The organism is Chryseobacterium sp. 14P4.3.2 (assembly GCF_057799275.1).
Genome location: NZ_JBYOKO010000022.1, coordinates 1 through 19438, shown reverse-complemented (window position 1 = coordinate 19438; position 19438 = coordinate 1). Strand labels below are relative to the sequence as shown.

General features: G+C 30.6%; 20 protein-coding genes and 1 pseudogene. All 21 read left to right on the top strand.

Features of this window, described 5'->3' with window-relative positions; all coding sequences use genetic code 11:
- Nucleotides 1-343: 343 nt before the first annotated feature.
- The 21 genes and pseudogenes from AC27VX_RS21965 to AC27VX_RS21865 all read left to right on the top strand — a co-directional run bounded on the left by AC27VX_RS21965 (nucleotide 344) and on the right by AC27VX_RS21865 (nucleotide 19348).
- Nucleotides 344-511: a hypothetical protein gene (locus AC27VX_RS21965; RefSeq protein WP_300686860.1), complete on the top strand. Its 168-nt coding sequence runs from the start codon at nucleotides 344-346 to the stop codon at nucleotides 509-511.
- Nucleotides 512-570: 59 nt separating this feature from the next.
- Nucleotides 571-951 (top strand): hypothetical protein, encoded by a 381-nt coding sequence (locus tag AC27VX_RS21960; RefSeq protein WP_236855147.1) that lies wholly within the window; start codon nucleotides 571-573, stop codon nucleotides 949-951.
- A gap of 308 nt (nucleotides 952-1259) precedes the next feature.
- Nucleotides 1260-5564, top strand: coding sequence for a phage tail protein (locus AC27VX_RS21955; RefSeq protein ID WP_488697983.1), 4305 nt, complete (start codon nucleotides 1260-1262; stop codon nucleotides 5562-5564).
- A gap of 45 nt (nucleotides 5565-5609) precedes the next feature.
- Entirely contained in the window at nucleotides 5610-6077 is a 468-nt protein-coding gene (locus AC27VX_RS21950) for a hypothetical protein (RefSeq protein ID WP_488697981.1), read from the top strand.
- 388 nt (nucleotides 6078-6465) lie between these two features.
- Nucleotides 6466-6996, top strand: coding sequence for a hypothetical protein (locus tag AC27VX_RS21945; protein WP_488697979.1), 531 nt, complete (start codon nucleotides 6466-6468; stop codon nucleotides 6994-6996).
- A gap of 87 nt (nucleotides 6997-7083) precedes the next feature.
- A complete protein-coding gene (locus tag AC27VX_RS21940; protein ID WP_488697977.1) occupies nucleotides 7084-7221 on the top strand; it encodes a hypothetical protein in 138 nt (45 codons plus the stop codon).
- Nucleotides 7222-7288: 67 nt separating this feature from the next.
- A pseudogene (locus AC27VX_RS21935) lies at nucleotides 7289-8170 on the top strand (class I SAM-dependent methyltransferase).
- Nucleotides 8171-8176: 6 nt separating this feature from the next.
- Nucleotides 8177-8644 (top strand): hypothetical protein, encoded by a 468-nt coding sequence (locus AC27VX_RS21930; RefSeq protein ID WP_236855133.1) that lies wholly within the window; start codon nucleotides 8177-8179, stop codon nucleotides 8642-8644.
- Complete coding sequence (locus AC27VX_RS21925) at nucleotides 8634-9188, top strand: alpha-ketoglutarate-dependent dioxygenase AlkB (RefSeq protein ID WP_488697975.1); 555 nt, start codon at nucleotides 8634-8636, stop codon at nucleotides 9186-9188. The genes AC27VX_RS21930 and AC27VX_RS21925 overlap by 11 nt, the downstream gene beginning before the upstream one ends.
- Before the next feature lie 154 nt (nucleotides 9189-9342).
- Entirely contained in the window at nucleotides 9343-10044 is a 702-nt protein-coding gene (locus AC27VX_RS21920) for a leucine-rich repeat domain-containing protein (RefSeq protein WP_488697973.1), read from the top strand.
- Nucleotides 10004-10849: a hypothetical protein gene (locus tag AC27VX_RS21915; RefSeq protein WP_488697971.1), complete on the top strand. Its 846-nt coding sequence runs from the start codon at nucleotides 10004-10006 to the stop codon at nucleotides 10847-10849. The genes AC27VX_RS21920 and AC27VX_RS21915 overlap by 41 nt, the downstream gene beginning before the upstream one ends.
- A gap of 495 nt (nucleotides 10850-11344) precedes the next feature.
- Nucleotides 11345-11863, top strand: coding sequence for a hypothetical protein (locus AC27VX_RS21910; protein WP_488697969.1), 519 nt, complete (start codon nucleotides 11345-11347; stop codon nucleotides 11861-11863).
- Nucleotides 11864-12084: 221 nt separating this feature from the next.
- A complete protein-coding gene (locus AC27VX_RS21905; RefSeq protein WP_488697967.1) occupies nucleotides 12085-12360 on the top strand; it encodes a hypothetical protein in 276 nt (91 codons plus the stop codon).
- A 6-nt stretch (nucleotides 12361-12366) separates the two neighbouring features.
- Nucleotides 12367-12921 (top strand): hypothetical protein, encoded by a 555-nt coding sequence (locus tag AC27VX_RS21900; protein WP_488697965.1) that lies wholly within the window; start codon nucleotides 12367-12369, stop codon nucleotides 12919-12921.
- Nucleotides 12922-13737: 816 nt separating this feature from the next.
- Nucleotides 13738-14358: an ankyrin repeat domain-containing protein gene (locus tag AC27VX_RS21895; protein WP_236855144.1), complete on the top strand. Its 621-nt coding sequence runs from the start codon at nucleotides 13738-13740 to the stop codon at nucleotides 14356-14358.
- A 191-nt stretch (nucleotides 14359-14549) separates the two neighbouring features.
- Nucleotides 14550-15608 (top strand): leucine-rich repeat domain-containing protein, encoded by a 1059-nt coding sequence (locus AC27VX_RS21890; RefSeq protein WP_236855132.1) that lies wholly within the window; start codon nucleotides 14550-14552, stop codon nucleotides 15606-15608.
- A gap of 191 nt (nucleotides 15609-15799) precedes the next feature.
- Nucleotides 15800-16090, top strand: a complete 291-nt coding sequence (locus AC27VX_RS21885; RefSeq protein ID WP_488697963.1) for a hypothetical protein — start codon at nucleotides 15800-15802, stop codon at nucleotides 16088-16090.
- 167 nt (nucleotides 16091-16257) lie between these two features.
- Complete coding sequence (locus AC27VX_RS21880) at nucleotides 16258-16449, top strand: hypothetical protein (RefSeq protein ID WP_488697961.1); 192 nt, start codon at nucleotides 16258-16260, stop codon at nucleotides 16447-16449.
- Between the two features lie 357 nt (nucleotides 16450-16806).
- Nucleotides 16807-17340 carry a hypothetical protein gene (locus AC27VX_RS21875; protein WP_488697959.1) on the top strand — a complete coding sequence of 178 codons (534 nt, stop codon included), beginning with the start codon at nucleotides 16807-16809 and terminating at the stop codon, nucleotides 17338-17340.
- 169 nt (nucleotides 17341-17509) lie between these two features.
- Nucleotides 17510-18568 (top strand): leucine-rich repeat domain-containing protein, encoded by a 1059-nt coding sequence (locus tag AC27VX_RS21870; RefSeq protein WP_488697957.1) that lies wholly within the window; start codon nucleotides 17510-17512, stop codon nucleotides 18566-18568.
- Nucleotides 18569-18841: 273 nt separating this feature from the next.
- Nucleotides 18842-19348 (top strand): hypothetical protein, encoded by a 507-nt coding sequence (locus AC27VX_RS21865; RefSeq protein ID WP_488697955.1) that lies wholly within the window; start codon nucleotides 18842-18844, stop codon nucleotides 19346-19348.
- The last annotated feature ends 90 nt before the right edge of the window (nucleotides 19349-19438 follow it).

Below are 19438 nucleotides of genomic sequence, written 5' to 3'. Positions count from 1 at the left end.
TACATTCAGTACAGTGCGTCACTGCACTTTAGTAAAATAATCTTTTATAGCTGACAGACACTCCATGAAGCAGATCTTGAAATTATACATTCTAAAGAAGATAGAAAAGGATTCAAAGTGATTACACAATCTCCAGCAGCCCCATCAATCAGATTAATCAATGGGCTGTCCCCGATATCTCTCTCAAATTTAATTTTTTAGGTAAAATACTAAGGTGAAAAATGGTTTTTGCTTTTTAGTTCCATTGCTGTAGGTGCTCTATGAACCTGAAAGGAAAAACCGTCTGATCTTGGATTGTCTCAAAGACTAAAAAACAATTGTTCACTTAAAAAAATTAGAAACCATGAAAAAAAAAGAAAAGAAAAAAAAGAAAAAAGATAAAGAAAAATTGAAAAAACCTCGTAAAGACATCAGTGCTCTTATTGACGAATTAGCCTATCTGAATGAAAATGAAAACATTCGGAAAAGCAAAAGGTTTTTAGATGATATGTACATGCTGGATCAAGAATAATCAGGCATCTGAAAACGGTAAGAAAATTAAATTTTTTAATAAATAATATATAAGAAAAAATGAATTTGGATAGTATAAAAGCACTGCTGATCGGAACTGCAATAGCATTTTCAGGAGGATTATTGAGAGTGCTGGTCTCTATACAGAACAAGGAGAAAAAGCAGCCATGGGAACATTTGGTTACATTAACAATAGTGGTGATTGTTGGCTTTACAATGAGTTATCTGATGAATAAAGCTGATGCAGACGACAAATGGTACTCAACAGGAGTTCTTTTTGTGCTTGGCTACGGTTATGATAAATTCCTGAAAATGATTACAACCAATCTGCCCAACTGGATAGATCAAGCAGTGAACCTTTTTATTGAAAATCGATATGGAGGTAAGATAGATAGACCGTCTGATCGAGAAGAAGACAAAAAAGATGATGTGATCCAATAGAAAATTTGGTAATCACTGCAACTACAGAATCCATCACTTAAAAAGCTGGTAATTCTTCCGGAAAAGGATGAATTTTGAACTTGAAAACTTTAAAACCTGAACATTCAAAAAACAAGAGAACAAAAGCTGAAAGTGGTTCAGTATTGCCTGTTTCTCGTCATAAAGCTGAACATCATTCTCAGTTGAATTCTTAAAATTCCCCCCACACGGTCTGATCTTTCAGATTCAGCAGGCATCATATAAAGCACAACGGTTTTAGTTGTGCTTTGTATGTCTTTTAAAACAATATGAAATAAAAAACTAAGTCAATGAAAGCAGCAAAACCTGTAGAAAAAGACAATAAAGCCCACCACAGCCAAAGCAAAAAGCAAAGGCCAAAAGAACCGGTGGTGGTACCTCTATCTGAGGCAGCAGTGGCTAATGTACAGACACTAAAGTCTGGAGACTCATCCGTTAAAAATGGATTGGCAAATGCTAATATTAGTGAAGTCAGTCTCAGCGGTCGTATTCCGATGGTTCATGGTTCGCAAACCATTTATGATCAAGGCGCAGAAGTAATGCATGGCAGATTCCAGGAGAGTTTAAGCAAAACCGGCGATATCAACCATCCTGATACTCAAAAGATGGAGAAAGGATATATAGCAGCCTTGAATACCAGCCAGGCACAGGATTATAATGATGTTAAATCAGGTGCAGCGTCAAAAATACTTGAGGGGCAGGCTATGGTTCATCAAGAAAGTAAAAAAATTAAAGAAACAAATCCGCTGGTAAAATCTTCAGAGAAAAAGGGGGAAACAAATAAAGCAGAGGTTACCACTGCAGATAAATCTCAAGAAGTAAATCCGGACAAAGCAGAAGTAATGAATACCGAAGCTAAAACGTCAGCAGATGCTAACAGTAATCCTGCATTTACAGCATTAAGCGGAAAAATAAGTAATACAGCTAAGCTGCAGAAACAACATGAGCCATCAGGCAAAGCAACAAATGATGCACAAGCTGCTGCACCATCACCTGCCAACGAACGTCAGAGTATGGCGCAGGCAAGCCAGGTGAATACCATGGCTGAAAAGGAACCGGGACTCTTCAAGAAAGAAGATTTCAAAGCTTTGCTAAGTGAAAAAATACACAGCATCAGGCTTCCGAAAAATGAAGAGCAGGCAGATGAATTTGAGAAACACAACAATATACAGGAAGTCAATCAAAAGGCAGTGGGTGATGTTAAAAAAGAGAAGAATGCAGCCTCTAATGATATTGCTTCTGCAACAGCTGCACAACCTAATACCGCTGCACAGCCTGTTCGTGCCGTTGCAAAAATGCCGACACAAAATGTAGGTACAGCTCCAGGAACTCCAAATGTAGCGAATGCGATGCCGGTGAAAAGAAATGCAGCAAGCGTAGAACAACCTATTAAGGAGCAGACGGCAAGTATCGACAGCGAAATGAAAGCCAATGGAGTTACCGATACCATGTTGGCAAAATCTAATGAGCCTACGTTTACGGATGCTTTGGCACAAAAGAATAAAGCCAAAACCCAAAGCGTTGCAGCCACTCAACAGTTCAGAACCAATGAAAATAAAGAATTGTCTAAAACGCGTAATGATGCACAAACACAAGCGGCACATCACATTAGTGGAATGCATGGTGCAAGAAAAGGCGGACTGGGCAATGTACAGGGTGAACAAAAGCAAACCTCAGGCAAAGACAGCCAGAAACGAAAAGAAATAGCCGATCATATTAATGGGATCTATCTTACTTCCAAAAACGATGTGGACGGTATTTTAAATAGTCTGGACAAATCGGTTGCAGAAAAATTTGATAATGGCAGCAAAGAAGCTAAAAAAGTATTTGAAGCACATGTCGATAAAGAAATGAAGGCCTATAAAAAGAAACGGTATGGAGATGCCTATGCAAAATACGGGGCTTTGGTGGCGGCTGGGAAATGGTTGTGGGACAAAGCTACGGGCTTACCTGAAGAGGTCAACAAGTTTTTTGACAGTGGTAAGGAACTGTACATTAAAGTCATGGATAAATTTATTGACCAAATTGCAACCCATGTTACCACTCAGCTTAATGCAGCCAAAACCAGAATTGCCAAAGGCAAAAAAGAGGTACAGACTTATGTGAATAGCTTATCACCAAGTTTAAGAAAAATAGGAAAAGAGGCCATTGCAGTGATCCAAAGCAAATTCAATGCACTGGAAGACAGCGTAAACAGTAAAAAAGATGCATTAATTGATGTATTAGCTAAAAAATATGCAGACAATATAACAAGTATTGATGCCAGAATTGCAGACCTAAAAACACAAAATAGCGGATGGGTTAATCAGGCTCTTGATGTGCTTAAAAATAGTGTATTTGCTATTATTATTGAAATTAAAAATACACTTACCAATTTATTGTCCGGTGTTATCAGTGCCATTCAGGCGATCATCATGGATCCGATAGGGTTTTTCAAAAATCTTATTGCCGGAGTTTCACAAGGATTTACTAATTTCGGAACCAACATCTGGACTCACCTTAAAACAGGTTTCTTTGGATGGCTGACCGGAGCAATGAAAGGTATTTCTTTAACGATGCCGGAAGATGTGTTCTCTTTAAAAGGAGTTTTCTCCATTACCACTCAGGTGCTTGGTTTAACATGGGATGGAATCAGAGCAATTGGTTCCAGAGTGATCGGTGAACCTGTAATGAAAGTTCTGGAGACCGCTTCTGAAAAAGGGCTTGAAATAGTACAGGTTGTCCGTAAAGAAGGTGCTGCCGGACTTTGGGGATATCTTAAAGATCAGTTTGCTGACCTTAAGGCTACCGTGATGGATGCCATAATGGATATTATCCAGTCACAGGTAATACAGGCAGGTATTAAATGGGTGATGGGATTATTGACTCCGGTAGGAGCATTTATAAAAGCAGCAATGGCCATTATAGATGTGGTGAAATTCTTCGTCCAACGGGCAGCGCAAATTATGGAACTGGTAAAAGCCTTTACCGATAGTATAAAAGCAATTGCCAGCGGAAATGTAGGTGCTGTAGCCAAATCAATAGAAAATGCATTGGGAAGAGCGGTTCCTGTACTGATTGGCTTTTTAGCTTCATTATTAGGAATTGGAGGATTGGCAGATAAGGTATTGGGCGTTATCCGAAAAATACGCCAGCGTATTGAGAATGCAATTGTCAAGTTCTGGAACTTTGTGAAAGTAAAAGGAAGTAAGCTACTGAATAAGTTAGGCATTGTTAAGAAAGGAAAAGATGACGGAAAGGATAAGAAAAGAATGACCCAAAATGATAAAAAACTTGAAGATAGTGAAGTTGGCGAAACCATTTATTTTTCTGCTGAGGGAGAGAATCATAGACTCTGGATTAGTACAAAAGGTAATAATGTTGAAGTAATGGTAGCGAGTACACCTATGAGTGTAGTTGACAGACTAAAAAAATGGGAGGATGAGCTTCGTAATTTACCAAAAGAAGAACAAGTGAAAGCTAAAACTTTATTGTCTGAAGCTAAAAGTCAATATCTTGAAACCCATAAAGATGCAAAAGAAACAGATAAAGCATTGGATAAGGCTAAAATACAAGGCTCATCAAGCGATGAAATTAAAAGAGCAGAAAAATTAGATGATAATGTAGAGAATAAAGAAAAACAACTTTCGAATACGCTACAGCAATTATTTAATATATTTGGAGAAGGCAATGCGCTGAATTATAGCATACAAAAAGTGGCGTTTATCGAAAACAAAGAATTCGTAAAAAACAGGGAAGTAAATCTGGAAGAAGGCAAATATCCGGAAAGAATAAGAGAACAAATGCTAGAGTTTATTAAGCATATACCAGATTTAAGAAAAGGAGGAAATACTGACTTAAGAAAAAAAATGGTATCTACGGGTTCAAAATCAATTCGTAATTGGGATATTGCACAAGGTGCTATATATTCTCCATTTTTAGGAGAATATCATGGAGCATTGCAAAATATGCGCGAAGAGTTAAAAGGACAAGAATATATTATAACTACAGAAACAGGAGGTTCATTTTTAGGAGATGCCGTAACTAAAGATACTTCTATCAAAAATGAAAAGATTAAAAAAATGCCAAGAGATAAAGTAACCGGTAAAGATCATAATACCCAGCAACCTGAAGATATCGTAAAGCATGTAAAAGAAGTTATGAAAGGAAAGGAAGATCAAGCTATTACATTTACTATTGTAGAACCACTATTTTCAGGTACTTCTGTTATTTCATTGATGAAAGGTACGGGAGAATTAATAAATACTTACCCTAATATTCTGTTTAAATTTGTAACAATGCAAGAAACTTTAGGATTTAATAAAAATGATGCAAGTACTAAAGTAGAAAAAAGTAAAAGAAAAATGATGGAAATACATAAAATTACACAAGCAAATAGAGTACAAGTGCACTATGAACAAACTACTTATGTATTAGGAGAAGATGTACCTAATCATACAAATTATAAGACTAAAGTTCCTGTCGTGATTTTTAATGCTACTGATGGAATAATGACAGTATATCAAATAAAACCGGCTGGCCAGACTACTACGAGGGATATTGTAATTGCTCTAGGTAACGGTGAGTTTAACGGTAAACTCAAAGATGTTTTATAAGAATAATAATATATTTGGGTTAATAATTTTAAATAATAAAATAATATGGCAATAGGTATAACACAAGTAGATTTACATAAATCTAAATCAGGATATTATTATCTTGATACACAAAAAATGATTGACCAATATCTGTTGGGAGATCATTCTTTAGAAACAATTAGCGAATTAATAAAAGAACTAATAGACGATGAACTTCCGTTTTTTGCAGAAGAGGAATTTCCTTACACAGAATTAACTAGATGTGATTACACTGTTATTTCCGAAGATATCTTTATTAAGTTACAACAAAATAAAATATTACCTCCTGAATTAGACTACTCTTCAGCTATGTATGTAAATTTTAAATATGAAAATAATGAGTTTATACATCCAAAAGGAGAAAACAATTATTTGCATTCAAATATGCCATGTATGGTTTATTTTCAAAATAACATAGTTACATTTTTTATTCTTGATGAAGATGGAGATGCTTATTTTTCATACCCTTTGAGTTATTATGATTTAAAATAAGATACTTATTGAAGTAATAAAATCTTGATAAAAAAAATATCTTAAGTAGAAAGTAGAACTAGGCAATTAAAAGTATTAAGATTCAAGACTCTGCAAAACTAAAAGATGCTTGCAGAGTCTTTTTAGTTTAGTAAAGGTCATATAATAAGAATGAACGCTTTTAGAACAAAAATTATAATTGTATGTGAAATGTAAAAGCTTATTTTTATTGTAGCTCTTCATAATTTTTCGGGGAAATTCAATTCTATTATTATCTAAGCGAATTGGAAAACGATATAATAAGAAAAGGGCAAAAATGAAACTATAGAAGAAAATCTTGATCCTAGATTGAAAAAATGGTTACTGGATTAAGGAGTAACTGAAGTACGAGAAGGTAAATTATAAAAAAATGAGTTATTATAACGGTACATTAATATTACTAAAAGAAAAAAAAGAGCCGAAATCATTTATATTGGACTTTAATGAAAAATTAAAATCTATAAATGTTTTACTTCAAAAAAGTGATTCTGAAATAGTCGTTTTTAATGATAGCCGAAATGAAGAAGAAAAAGAACCAATTTGGCTAGATAAATTAATGACAGATGAGGATGTAATAAATTTAGTTTACTCGTGGAAAGGCTTGGGTTTACTTACATATAGACATCCGGATTTTAAATTTGAAATGTATATTAATTATTTGACATGGGATGATAAGTATGTTGATGGTTTTAAGGTCTCCTTTGCTCGAAAAGATACTGTATTTGAAGATGATAGGCACAAAGAACTTATAGCTAAAATATCTAAGTTTGTTGATTATGAGTATGTTGTCGGAGATGTTAATGAGGAATCTCAAAATTATATAAGTATGGAAGAAAGTTTAGATGAAATAAAACAACATATTTTGAAAAATTCTTTTGAAATTGACAGTAGAACTTGGTAAATAAAAACAAAAATCATATGGCTCCGATAAGTTTTCAGCTTTGCGGAGCTTTTTCTTTAAAAAGTTTAAACAGGTTTATTTATAAAAATGGAGCTGATAAAACCATTTACCGATAGTATAAAAGGAAATGTGGGGGTGGAAACCAAATCGATAGAAAACGCATTGGGAAGAGCGGTTCCTGTACTGATTGGCTTTTTAGCCTCGTTATTGGGAATTGGCAGATAAAGTACTGGGCGTTATCCGAAAAATACGGCAACGTGTTGAGAATGCAATTGTCAAGTTCTGGAACTTTGTGAAAGGGAAAGCGAAAGGATTGCTTGGGAAGATTGGAGTTGGTGGTAAGAAAGATAAGAAGGAGAAAAAAGGAGAAGATCTTCGTACCACTGAAGAAAAGAAAAGGGATTTAGACGATGCATTATCAGAATCTCATACGTTATTAAAATCAGGTGTGGACCAAGCTGCAATAGAATGTAAACTACATGATATTAAAAACAGATATAAATTAAAGGAGTTAAAAATTGTAGTAGATAAAAAAGTTGAAAAAGGAATAAAGGTTCATGTACATGGTGAGGTAAACCCTAAAAAATATACTCCTACAGAAATTTTAAAAGCAGATGATTTTAATCCTAGTGAAGGAAATAAAATACTTTTGGTTGGAGAGGCTAACTTTAGTTTTTCGTTAAGTTTAGCTAAGACTTTAGCTATTCAAAACAGAATGATTGCTACATCTTATGATTCTTAAGATACAAAATATAAGGATAGGGACAAAAATATTAAGGAACATAACAAACTAGGAACTGTAATAGAATATAATATAGATGCTACAAGTATGAGTTATGAACCTAATTATTTTGAAATAATTGTTTTTAACTTTCCATGGGTAAAAGAAGAAACAAGGGGAGGTACAACAAATAATAAGATTTTACTAAAAAGCTTTTTTAAAGAAGCGGATAGAGTAGTAAAAAAAGGAGGAAAGGTTATTGTAAGCTTTGCAGATAATAGATATGTAGGTAGGTGGAAACCGGAAGAACAGACTAATAACTTTGTTTTAGAGTCTAAGAAATTGTTTGATAGTAAAAATTTTCCAGGATATGAACATAAAATGACGCAAAAAGATAGATCTGCAGGTTCAATGGAAGACGGGAAAGGTGTAACTTTAATTTTTAAAAAATAAAATATTATGATTAATAAGATCATTGAGGTAGATAACCTTATAAAAGATATAGCTACAAAATATAATGTTAAAACTGGAAATGAAAAAAGAATAAAACATCTTTGGAAAGATGAAACAATCACTATAATGAAAGATGCCGAATTTATAAATGATGATGCCTATTTTTATTTTTTAAGTGAATATGGAGGATGTAATATTTACGGTAATGACTTTGATATTGGTATTTTTGGCTTTGATGATTGGTTGAATCCAAGTCTTCTTACATCTCCCTTACTTAATAAATCAAATATATATATATTAGCAGATCTTATGTTTCATAGTAAAGACGAAATTACTTTTTATGGTTATCATGCAACGCAAAAAGATGAAGATTCGGTATGGTTTTCTAATGAATTGGAATCTGGATATAAACCTATTTATAAAAATTTCATAGACTTTTTAAGATATATTTTAACCATTGAAGATGAAGAATAATATTATAACTGGGCTTGCTTATCAAGATGATTTTTTAAGTATTGAAGAAGAGAGTTTAATTCTGTCAGAAATAGATAATGCGATCTGGGATACAAATTTGAAGCGGAGAGTTCAGCATTATGGATATATTTATGATTACAAGAAAAAAAATATTGATCAAGATTTAAAAATAGGCAAGCTACCCGATTGGCTTATTTCATTGGAGGGAAAAATTAAAAAGAATTTTAATCTTAAAAATTCTTTTGATCAGGTTATTATCAATGAATATGAACCTGGACAAGGAATATCAAACCATATAGATTGTATACCCTGTTTTGAAGATATAATAATTTCCGTGAGTCTGTTATCTTCTTGTGTCATGCAATTTTCAAAAGATCAGGAAAAGCATGAGTTACTTTTAAATCCTCGAAGCATTTTGTTATTAAATGGAGATGCGAGATATAATTGGAAACATGGTATAAAAGCAGTAAAAAATGATAAGTGGTTAAATACTATAATTCCTCGAGAAAGAAGGATATCTATAACTTTTAGAAAAATAAAATAAAAAATAGGGATATTTGAAAAGTTTAATAAAAAAGCGAAACTTCTACTAGAAGTTTCGCTTTTTTATTAAAGGATTATCTTTAAGTTTTTAAACTGGAAACTTTAAAATATCAATTAATGATTTGAAGATTTAAAAAAAGACAGAAATAAAAATCATGACAGATTTTATAAAAAAATTAGAAGAAGAATTTAATACTCAAATTATCTATTCCAAAGACCACATCTGGGAAAATTATTATGATGTGGATAAAGATGGAAAGATTATAACATTATTTTTACGTTATGTTGATTTAAATAAACTTGATGTATTATTGCCCATAGCGGAAAGTTTGGTTAATCTAGCTGTTATCGATTGTAAAATTAAAACCTTAAGAGGATTAAAATCGTTTACCCGCTTAGAAGCATTAAGCTTGCGTCTGAATAATTTACATAGCTCCACAATGGGACATTTAAGACATTTGAAAAATCTAAAAAAACTGGATTTAAGAGGTACAAATCTTAAAGATACTTCACATGTTAGTAGCCTTACGAATTTGGAGATGTTATTCATAGGTGGTAACTCACAAATTAGAGATAATATTAAAAGTATAATTGGAAAGTTTAATACAGAAACCAGATTAAGTGCTACAAATAAGGAGCTATATCCCAATCATTTTGGGCAATTAAAAATTGATAATCCTACTAATTCATATTTTAATCTGAACAAACTAGAGTTTATTAATAAAATTAGACAAGATTTATTTCCTTATACCTCTGCTGAAGGTGGGATTGAAAAAATACAATTACAAAACGCGATACAGGAATTAGAAGTTACAAATGGAAAAGGGACATTTAAAATTAATAAAAATGAATGGTAATAAAATAAATAATGTAAGTGAATATTGGAATCACATGGATTTTGATGTTTCTGCATTCACGATTAAATGGAACACAAAAGAATCACAAATACTTTTGGAAGACAAAACCTCAGATTTTATTTGCTCATATATTCTTTTGGCTTTTAAATATGGTATTCTGTTACCTCATAATATTACTGAATTAACTAACCTAAAACAGATGGTTAATGAAATAGATGTTAAAAGTGAATCAATAAATTCTCCTATTTGGAAAAAGTTTAATTATTTATATAACTATAACAATAATCTGCTATATCACTCATTATTATTTGTCCAAAAGGAAAATTATGAAGAAATTTTTGCTGAAAAAATTGTCAATGCAGATTTATTACTTATCTATAATGATATTTTAAATACGAATGATAATATTTATGCGGAACCGGTTACAATAGTATTCTTTAAAAATTATTTTTATATTACGTTTAACGCTGATGCTTTTTTTGACACGCTAAATAACAAGAAAACAAATGGTGTGCTTGATAATTCGGAAACAGCTTATTTAAATACACCAAGACTCAATAGTTTTTTAAGAGATTTTATTATACTGTGTTTTGAGTATGAAGCTACGGATTTCGAATTTGAAAAATTAGAATACGATAATATTTCCGAACAAGGAATACTATTTGACAATAAAATAGTTTATTACGAAGATATATACGATTTATTACCTGAAGAGCATAAATATAAACCATTTAAGCAAATACAGGTAGAATTGGATGATACCAATTATAAGAAATACATTGAAAGCAAAAAAGAAACTAAATAAATCTCTTCAGTGCCGCACGATACATTCGTGCGGTTTTTATTTTTAATCATTTTTTGATGCTATACCAATTGAAGACGTCGAAAAATGTTAAATGATATACAAGAAGCGCCTAACTTAGGAAATATTGAATACATAATTCCTTTTAGTAAAATAAGTATCAACTGTATAGTTAATAATCCTTTTAATATGAATTATATAATGATAAGTGCAGAGGATTTTGTTATTGAAAAATCAAGGCTAGAATTTTATTATTTTATATTGGAAATACATTTTAGATTTAATTTATTACATACAATAGGAGGTTGGGGATTAGGACACTATTTAGAAGAGATAAGGCGAAATATTTATCCCTTAAAATATGAGCTTCTAATATCTTAAAAATACCAGCATAGATTGAAAATTTTCAGAACTAAAAAGTATAAAAGCTTCGGAATTAAAAAATGCCCAACCAATATCTTCGTCGGAAGATTTTAATAAATTAAAATAAAAAAAAATATGTCAAAATTTAGCAAAGATATTTTAATTGTATTTGAAAATCAAAAACCTAATATTATTGTTGAAATGCTTCATAATATTTTAAATAAGTTTAACTTTAAAATAGATACTTCTCAAGCTTCACATTTTCACTTAAGTGAATTGGAAAATGATGAACATCTTGAAAAAGATTATGATAAAGGAAGAGAGATTGAAGATCCTATAAAAGATTTAGAAAAATTAAAATCTCATGCAGGCGGAGCAATTACTTATAAATATATAAATAATGAAGAGTTGCTGGTTGGCTTTATTTCTATTAATGATATTGAAATAAACGGAATTGTTTTTTATACGAATCCTTATTTTGAAGAACAAAATAGAAATTTGTTTGATAATATTATTAGAGAAATTAAAAAATCAGTTAATATTTTAGGAATTATAAAAGGAGATGATATTTTTGATCATTTGGATGAAAAACCGGAAGTTGAAAATATATTAATCGGAAAAATTAATGAAGAGTATAAATATTTAGTTGATTAAAATTGAATAAACAAAAACGAAACTCATAAAGCTTCATTTTTTGTTTCCTCAATTACCACATATGGCTTCTATTTATGTCATTCCTCAAAAAAATTATCACTGCTACCGCACGAATATTCCGTGCGGTTTTAAAAATCCAATTTCTTCAGATCCAGAAACTTATTACATTTTAGGTAAAGATATAAAATGAGATAGTTTACCAAAACTAATTATTAATAAAAATGCCACACGAAGGGATTCGTGCGGCAGCAGGGCCTATTATAGATGAGCATAGTCAAAAGATCGATTTATCGGACAGAATATTTGTCTTACAGATAGAATCAAATAAAATAAATGCAAAGGTATTGTCCGCTATTAGAAAAGATAATGCAGTTGATCAGCTTAGATTTGGAAATGGTAATTTTATAATTATAAATGATTTAAAAGAGGTAAAGCCAACAAAGCTTAAAAATGCACCATTTGTTTCATCCACCGAAGATTTTAATAAATTAATTTAAATAATTATGGGAAATTATACAACCGACACAGTCTTTGTAATAGAAAAGACACCTACAAAAGATATTGTAAATATAGTAGATAAAATTATGTTAGAAAATAATTTCACTATTGCTTTTGGTTATAGCCGTTTTTATTTTGAAGATACTAACACCGATAGTGACTTTGATGATTCAAAAACAATAGAGGCAGAAACTATAGAAGATGCCTTAAAAACTTTAGAAGAATTTAAGAAAAATCCTACAGGAGGCAGCTATCAATATAGTATGTTTTGGGGATATGATGAAAATGGCGAAGAACTTGGTTACTATTTATCGGTAGATTTTCGATCGTTTGATAATAAAAATATAGAAGCTGTCATTTTTTATGTAAAGGAAAATATTTTTGAAATAGCACACGAAAAAGAACTAAAAAAGGTGTTTGCAGAAATAAACAAACAAGCTAAAGTAATAGCAGCTACACAAAAAACAGACTATTATACAGATGATTACCATGAACTTGATGTAATAGAAGAAATTCTGTCTGGAAATATTCATACAAAATATGAATATAAATTTCTTTAAAATGCTCATACTTGCTCATAAGTAGATATTGAAATAATTAATGTATTATCTGACAGAGCTTTAGGTAAGGCTCCGTAAAGTTCAAAGATGCTTGCGGAGTCTTTTTAATTTAGAAAATTTCTATAATTCCTTGCTACTGCATCATTCCCTTCGTATAGCCTTGTGTTTCAGTAAGAGAGAAATTAATTAATGAGGTTTTAGGAGATTAATTAGAATTTTATAATCATTAATAAAACAAATTTTAGAAATTTTTCTTTTATTAAAACTCTATATTTAAAAAAAGAGTTCTGATTGAATTGTATAGGGCCCCAACATAAAAGAATAATCAATACTTTTGAATACATCAAGTAAACAAAAAATAATAATCCATTAAAATCTTAAAACCATGAAAAAACCACTATTCATTCTCTCCCTTCTGTTCAGAAGCGCACAAACTATAGAATCCGGAAGTCACAGGGTAAAGTACTAACTATAAACCTGTTTGAAATTATTTGAAAAATGAGTTTCCAGAAAATTAGCAATTTAAAAGTCAAAGAAAAAGAATAAAAATAAATGAAGCTATGGAAAATATTGAGAAAGCTATGATTCAGCTTTTATGAAACAGATTTACTAAAATATTGTTTTCAGGAGATGTTCCCCTGCTGCCGCATGAATCCCTTCGTTTGGCATTTTTACTATCCAAGATTTCTCAATAAGTTTTTTATCTTTATAAAAAACATACTTGATGAGTTATGATTACAAAAGCTAAAACCTTATTGAATCAAGGTTAGTTTTAGGAGCGGAAGTGGAAGGCTCTTAATCGTTAAAAATAAATATATGAAAAACAATGAATACATCATAAACATAATATCAAGTAAAAATATTGATGCTTTAAAAGAATGGATAAATAATGGTGGTGATGCAAAGACTATAATTGATGATGAAAGTTTAATACAATATATCATAGATGAAATTGAAGATGAAGACGTAGATATTTATGTTAAAATGATAGAGATTTTAATAGAAAATGGTGCAGATGTAAATTATTTTGATGAAGCATATAATGCTCCTGTCTTTCAGACAATATATTTAAATAAACCAAAAGTTCTAAAGCTAATTTTAGAAAAAGGGGCTAATATAGATCTTGTTGGGGAGGAACGTGAGACACCACTGACAAAAGCTTCTTTAAATCAAAATGTTGGGCTGATGAAGTTATTATTACCTTATGCACATCAAGATCTTATTAATAAACCTGGGTCTTATCATGCAAAAACACCTTTAGGATTGGCATTTTATTTTGGAAACTTAGAAATGATAGAATTACTGCTAAAATACAAAGCAGATGCTTATGTAAATGATGGAGAAGGTTATTTAACCATTGAGAATATTCAGGAAGATATTGATGAGGATCTGAAAAAGAAAATTTTTGATCTTATAGAACAGTATAAAGCCAAGTAAAAAGCTTTTAAGAGGGTGTCTCAAAAGGTAAATTAACGCTCTGAGAATCTCCTAAATGAAGGAGTCCGAGAGAGGGGGTACTTTTGAGACAGCCTCTTTTTATTAAAGGATTATCTTTAAGTTTTTAAACTGGAAACTTTAAAATATCAATTAATGATTTGAAGATTTAAAAAAAGGCAGAAATACAAACCATGACAGATTTTATAAAAAAATTAGAAGAAGAATTTAATACTCAAATTATCTATTCCAAAGACCACATCTGGGAAAATTATTATGATGTGGATAAAGATGGAAAGATTATAACATTATTTTTACGTTATGTTGATTTAAATAAACTTGATGTATTATTGCCCATAGCGGAAAGTTTGGTTAATCTAGCTGTTATCGATTGTAAAATTAAAACCTTAAGAGGATTAAAATCGTTTACCCGCTTAGAAGCATTAAGCTTGCGTCTGAATAATTTACATAGCTCCACAATGGGACATTTAAGACATTTGAAAAATCTAAAAAAACTGGATTTAAGAGGTACAAATCTTAAAGATACTTCACATGTTAGTAGCCTTACGAATTTGGAGATGTTATTCATTGGTGGTAGTGACCGTCTCTATGAAGTAAAAGGCTTGGAAGGTTTAAAATCTTTATATCATTTAGATGCGTCTTATTGTAGAATTAATAATATTGAGAACATCTGCGCAAATGAAAATATTCGTTCATTAAAATTAGAAGGAACTAAAATAAAAAATATAACACATCTGGAGCGATTTCCTAATTTGGAAAGCTTTAATGTAGATTGTACTTCGATAGAAAAAATTGAAGGATTAGAAAATTCTAAAAATCTTAAAAGACTTTTTATTTCTACTTGGAGGATAAAGCGCATCGAAGGCTTGGAAAATTTATCCAAATTGGAGGTTTTGGATTTAAATTTGAACGAAATTTCAAAAATAGAAGGATTAGATAATTTAACCCATTTAAAACGGTTGAATCTTAATGAAAATCATATAACTAAAGTTGAGAATTTGGATAATCTGATAAATCTTGAACTTTTGTTACTGGAAGCCAATAAACCAATTACTTATTTTGATACAATGTTTTTCAATAATTTAGTTTCAGACTGTTATATATACATGCGTAGCGAAAAGGATATTGAAAAGATTCAAGCTATTGCACCCGAAAATGTTAAAATTAATTATGACGATGATTATCGTTGGCCTACATCATTGTATAGTGGTCCCAGAGGTATTTTTGAATAACCTTTATTTACAATAGTATTCGAAAGATAAATAATTAAAAAGCATTTAAAGCGAAACTTCTACTGGAAGTTTCCCCTGCTGCCGCACGAATCCCTTCGTGTGGCATTTTTATTATCCAAGATTTTCTCAAAAGTTTTTATCTTTATAAAAATGGAGCTGATAAAACCATTTACCGATAGTATCAAAAGCTATTGCCAGCGGAAAATGTAGCCAAATCAATAGAAAATGCTTTGGGAAGAGCAATTCCTGTACTGATTGGCTTTTTAGCCTCGTTATTGGGAATTGGCGGATTGGCAGATAAAGTACTGGGCGTTATCCGAAAAATACGCCAGCGTATTGAAAATGCGATTGTCAAGTTCTGGAACTTTGTGAAAGGGAAGGCTAAAGGATTGCTTGGGAAGATTGGTATTGGTGGTAAGAAAGATAAGAAGGAGAAAAAAGAGAAGATCTACGCAGTACTGAAGAAAAGAAAAGGGATTTAGATGAAGGGGTAAAAGAAGGTACGCAACTGTTAAATGATCATAATTTAACCGCAAAGGAAAGAGAAAATCGCTTAAAAACCATAAAGCAAACTTATGAGTTAAAAGAACTTAAAAATGTTACAGATAAAGTTGAAAAAGATAAAGCAATTGTTCATATCCATGGTGAAGTGAATCCTATATTAGATGGAAATAAAACCGTAGTTGATTTTAAGAAAAAGGAGCCATTAAGTTCCGATGAAATCAATGTTCTGCTTCAATTACCAGGCGGCGTAGAAAAATTAAATAAAATAATGGAGCATGCAAATAAAGGTGAGCATGATGATGCTAAAAAAGGTACGTTGAGGTTAGAACTGTTTTAGACGCAAAAAATAGTAGACAACAAAATGTTAAACTTGAACACCAATTATTTGAAAATGGGGATAGAGTTGATGAGGTGGATGTTTTAACAGATGAAGAATTTATAGAAGTAAAAGCCGGTAAATATTCTAATGCTAAAAAACTTTCACGTGATGTTCTAACACAATTTAATAAATATCGGAGAATCTTCGAGGGTACGAAGGTTTTTGAAGATGAATTCGGTAATAAATTGATTCCCCCCTAAAAAATGGATTTACCAATTTAAAGAAGAAAATCTTGATCCTAGATTGAAAAAATGGTTACTGGATAAAGGAGTAACTGAAGTACGAGAAGGTAAATTATAAAAAAATTATAAAAAAATGAGTTATTATAACGGTACATTAATATTACTAAAAGAAAAAAAAGAGCCGAAATCATTTATTTTGAACTTTAATGAAAATTTAAAATCTATAGATGTTGTACTTCAAAAAAGCGATTATGAAATAATAGTTTTTAATGATAGTAGAAAAGAGGAAGAAAAAGAACCAATTGAGCTAGATGAATCAATGACAGATGAGGATGTAATAGATTTACTTTGCTCATGGACAGGCTTAGGTGTACTTAGCTACAGGCATCCGGATTTTAAATTTGAATTGGGAATTGATTATTTGTCATGGGATGATAAATATATTTATGGTTTTAAAGTATCTTTTGCAGACAATGATCTTGTATATGAAGGTTATAATAAGCAAAGAGAACTTATATCTAAAATATCTGAATTTATAGATTATGAATATATTGTGGGAGATATTAATGAAGATTCTCAAAATTATATAAGTATGGAAGAAAGTTTAGATGAAATAAAAGAACATATTTTAAAAAAATCTTTTAAAATTGATAGTAGAAATTGGTAAATAAAAAATAAAGTAACAGACTCCGCAATTGACTCTTGGTCTTGAGGAGTTTTTTTAATTTTGGCTATTACAGGATAATTCACAAAAACTATGTTATGCTATATAACCGAAATTTGATTGTACTTGAAAAATAGAAACCTAATTTTCTTGTTGAAAAGAAGATAAGAATATGACAGATTTTATAAAAAAATTAGAAGAAGAATTTAACACTCAAATTATCTATTCTAAAGACCACATCTGGGAAAATTATTATGATGTAGATAAAGATGGCAATATCATAACATTGTATCTAGATGATGTTGATCTAAAAAAACTTGATGTACTCCTACCTATAGCAGACAGTTTGGTTAATCTTGCTGTTGTAAAATGCAATATCAAAACCATAGGAGCTTTAAAGTCGTTTAGCCGTTTAGAATCATTAAGCTTGAGACTTAATAGTTTGCACGGATCCACATTGAGTCATTTAAGCCATCTAAAAAGACTTAAAAGATTGGACTTATGTGGAACAAACATTCAGGATACATCACCACTTGAAAGTCTTACTCATTTGGAGGAATTGTATATTGGTAGTAGTAGCCGCCTTTATGAAGTGAATGGTTTGGAAGGTTTAAAATCCTTACACCATTTAGATACATCTTATAGCAGAATTGATAGTATTGAGAAGGTTAGAGTAAATGAAAATATTCAATCATTAAATTTAGAAGGAACTAAAATAAAAAAGATAACACATTTAGAACAATTTCCTAATTTACAAAGCCTCAATCTAGAAAGTACTTTAGTCGAAAAAATCGAAGGAATGGATACATTAAAAAATCTTAAAGAGTTTTTAATTTCTACATATCGTATAAAACGTATTGAGGGCTTGGAAAGCTTGACGGGCTTGGAAGTTCTAGATTTAAATTTTAATAAAATATCAAAAATTGAAGGATTGGATAATTTAACCAATTTGAAACGATTGAGCCTTAATGAAAATCAAATAACCAGAGTTGAGAATTTGGACAATCTTATAAATCTTGAAATTTTATTGCTGGAGACTAATACTACTGTTACCTATTTTGATACTTCATTTTTTCATAATTTAATTTCAGAATGTCATATTTATATACATGATATACATGATGTTAAGGCGGTTCAAGCCGCAGCGCCTAATAATGTTAAGATTAATTTTGACAATGATTATCCTTATTTTACAACATTGTATCGCCACCCTACAGGCATTTTTGAATGATCTTTGTTTAAATAGTATCCAAAAAATAAATTAAAAAGCTTTTAAAGCGAAACTTCCAATAGAAGTTTCGCTTTTTTATTAAAGGATTATCTTTAAGCTCTCAAACTGAGAAATTTCAAAATAACACACTATTACTGTCGTATATAGAGATGGCTCTGAATCAAAACCAGATAGAATAAGAATAAGAAAAAATAAAAAAGGTAATACATTTCACGGTTTCCCAATTGATAGTAATTCAGCAGGTGACCTTTCTAGAAATAAATTATAAAAATTATGTTTAAAATAGAATTTAATAAAACAATAGAATTAGGAGTAATAGATATAGAAGATACATCTGTCAGTGAAGCAATTTGGTCAACTTATCCTGATTATAAATCGGACGTATTTATTCATTGGAAAGGTTATCAAATAGAATTGGATAAAAGAGGAGATATTAGTACTATTTACAATGATATTATTGATATGTTAGAAGAACTAATTAATAATAATTCTCTATTTAAGTCAGGTTTTTTATCTAGTACATTCAAGGCATATTGGAATTTCAAAGTTGAAGAAAGGACAATAAAAATAAAACCCCAATTTTTTGTAGCTAGTATAAAAAATAATGATATGTATTTAGCAAATGAAGAAATTAGAAAATTAGATTTAGATATTGAAATTGATTTTGATTATTTTATTAGTGAATGGAGTAAGCTTTTAAAAAGTATAAAAGAAGATTTATTAAAAGTCGGATATACCGAAGATTTAGAAAATTTTGAATATTTGAAAAATTTGAAATAGAAGTTGTTTAAACTTATTTTGGAAAAAAAGTTCCGAGAAAATTAGCAATTTTGGATTGCAATTTAAAAGACTAATAATCTGGAACTCATT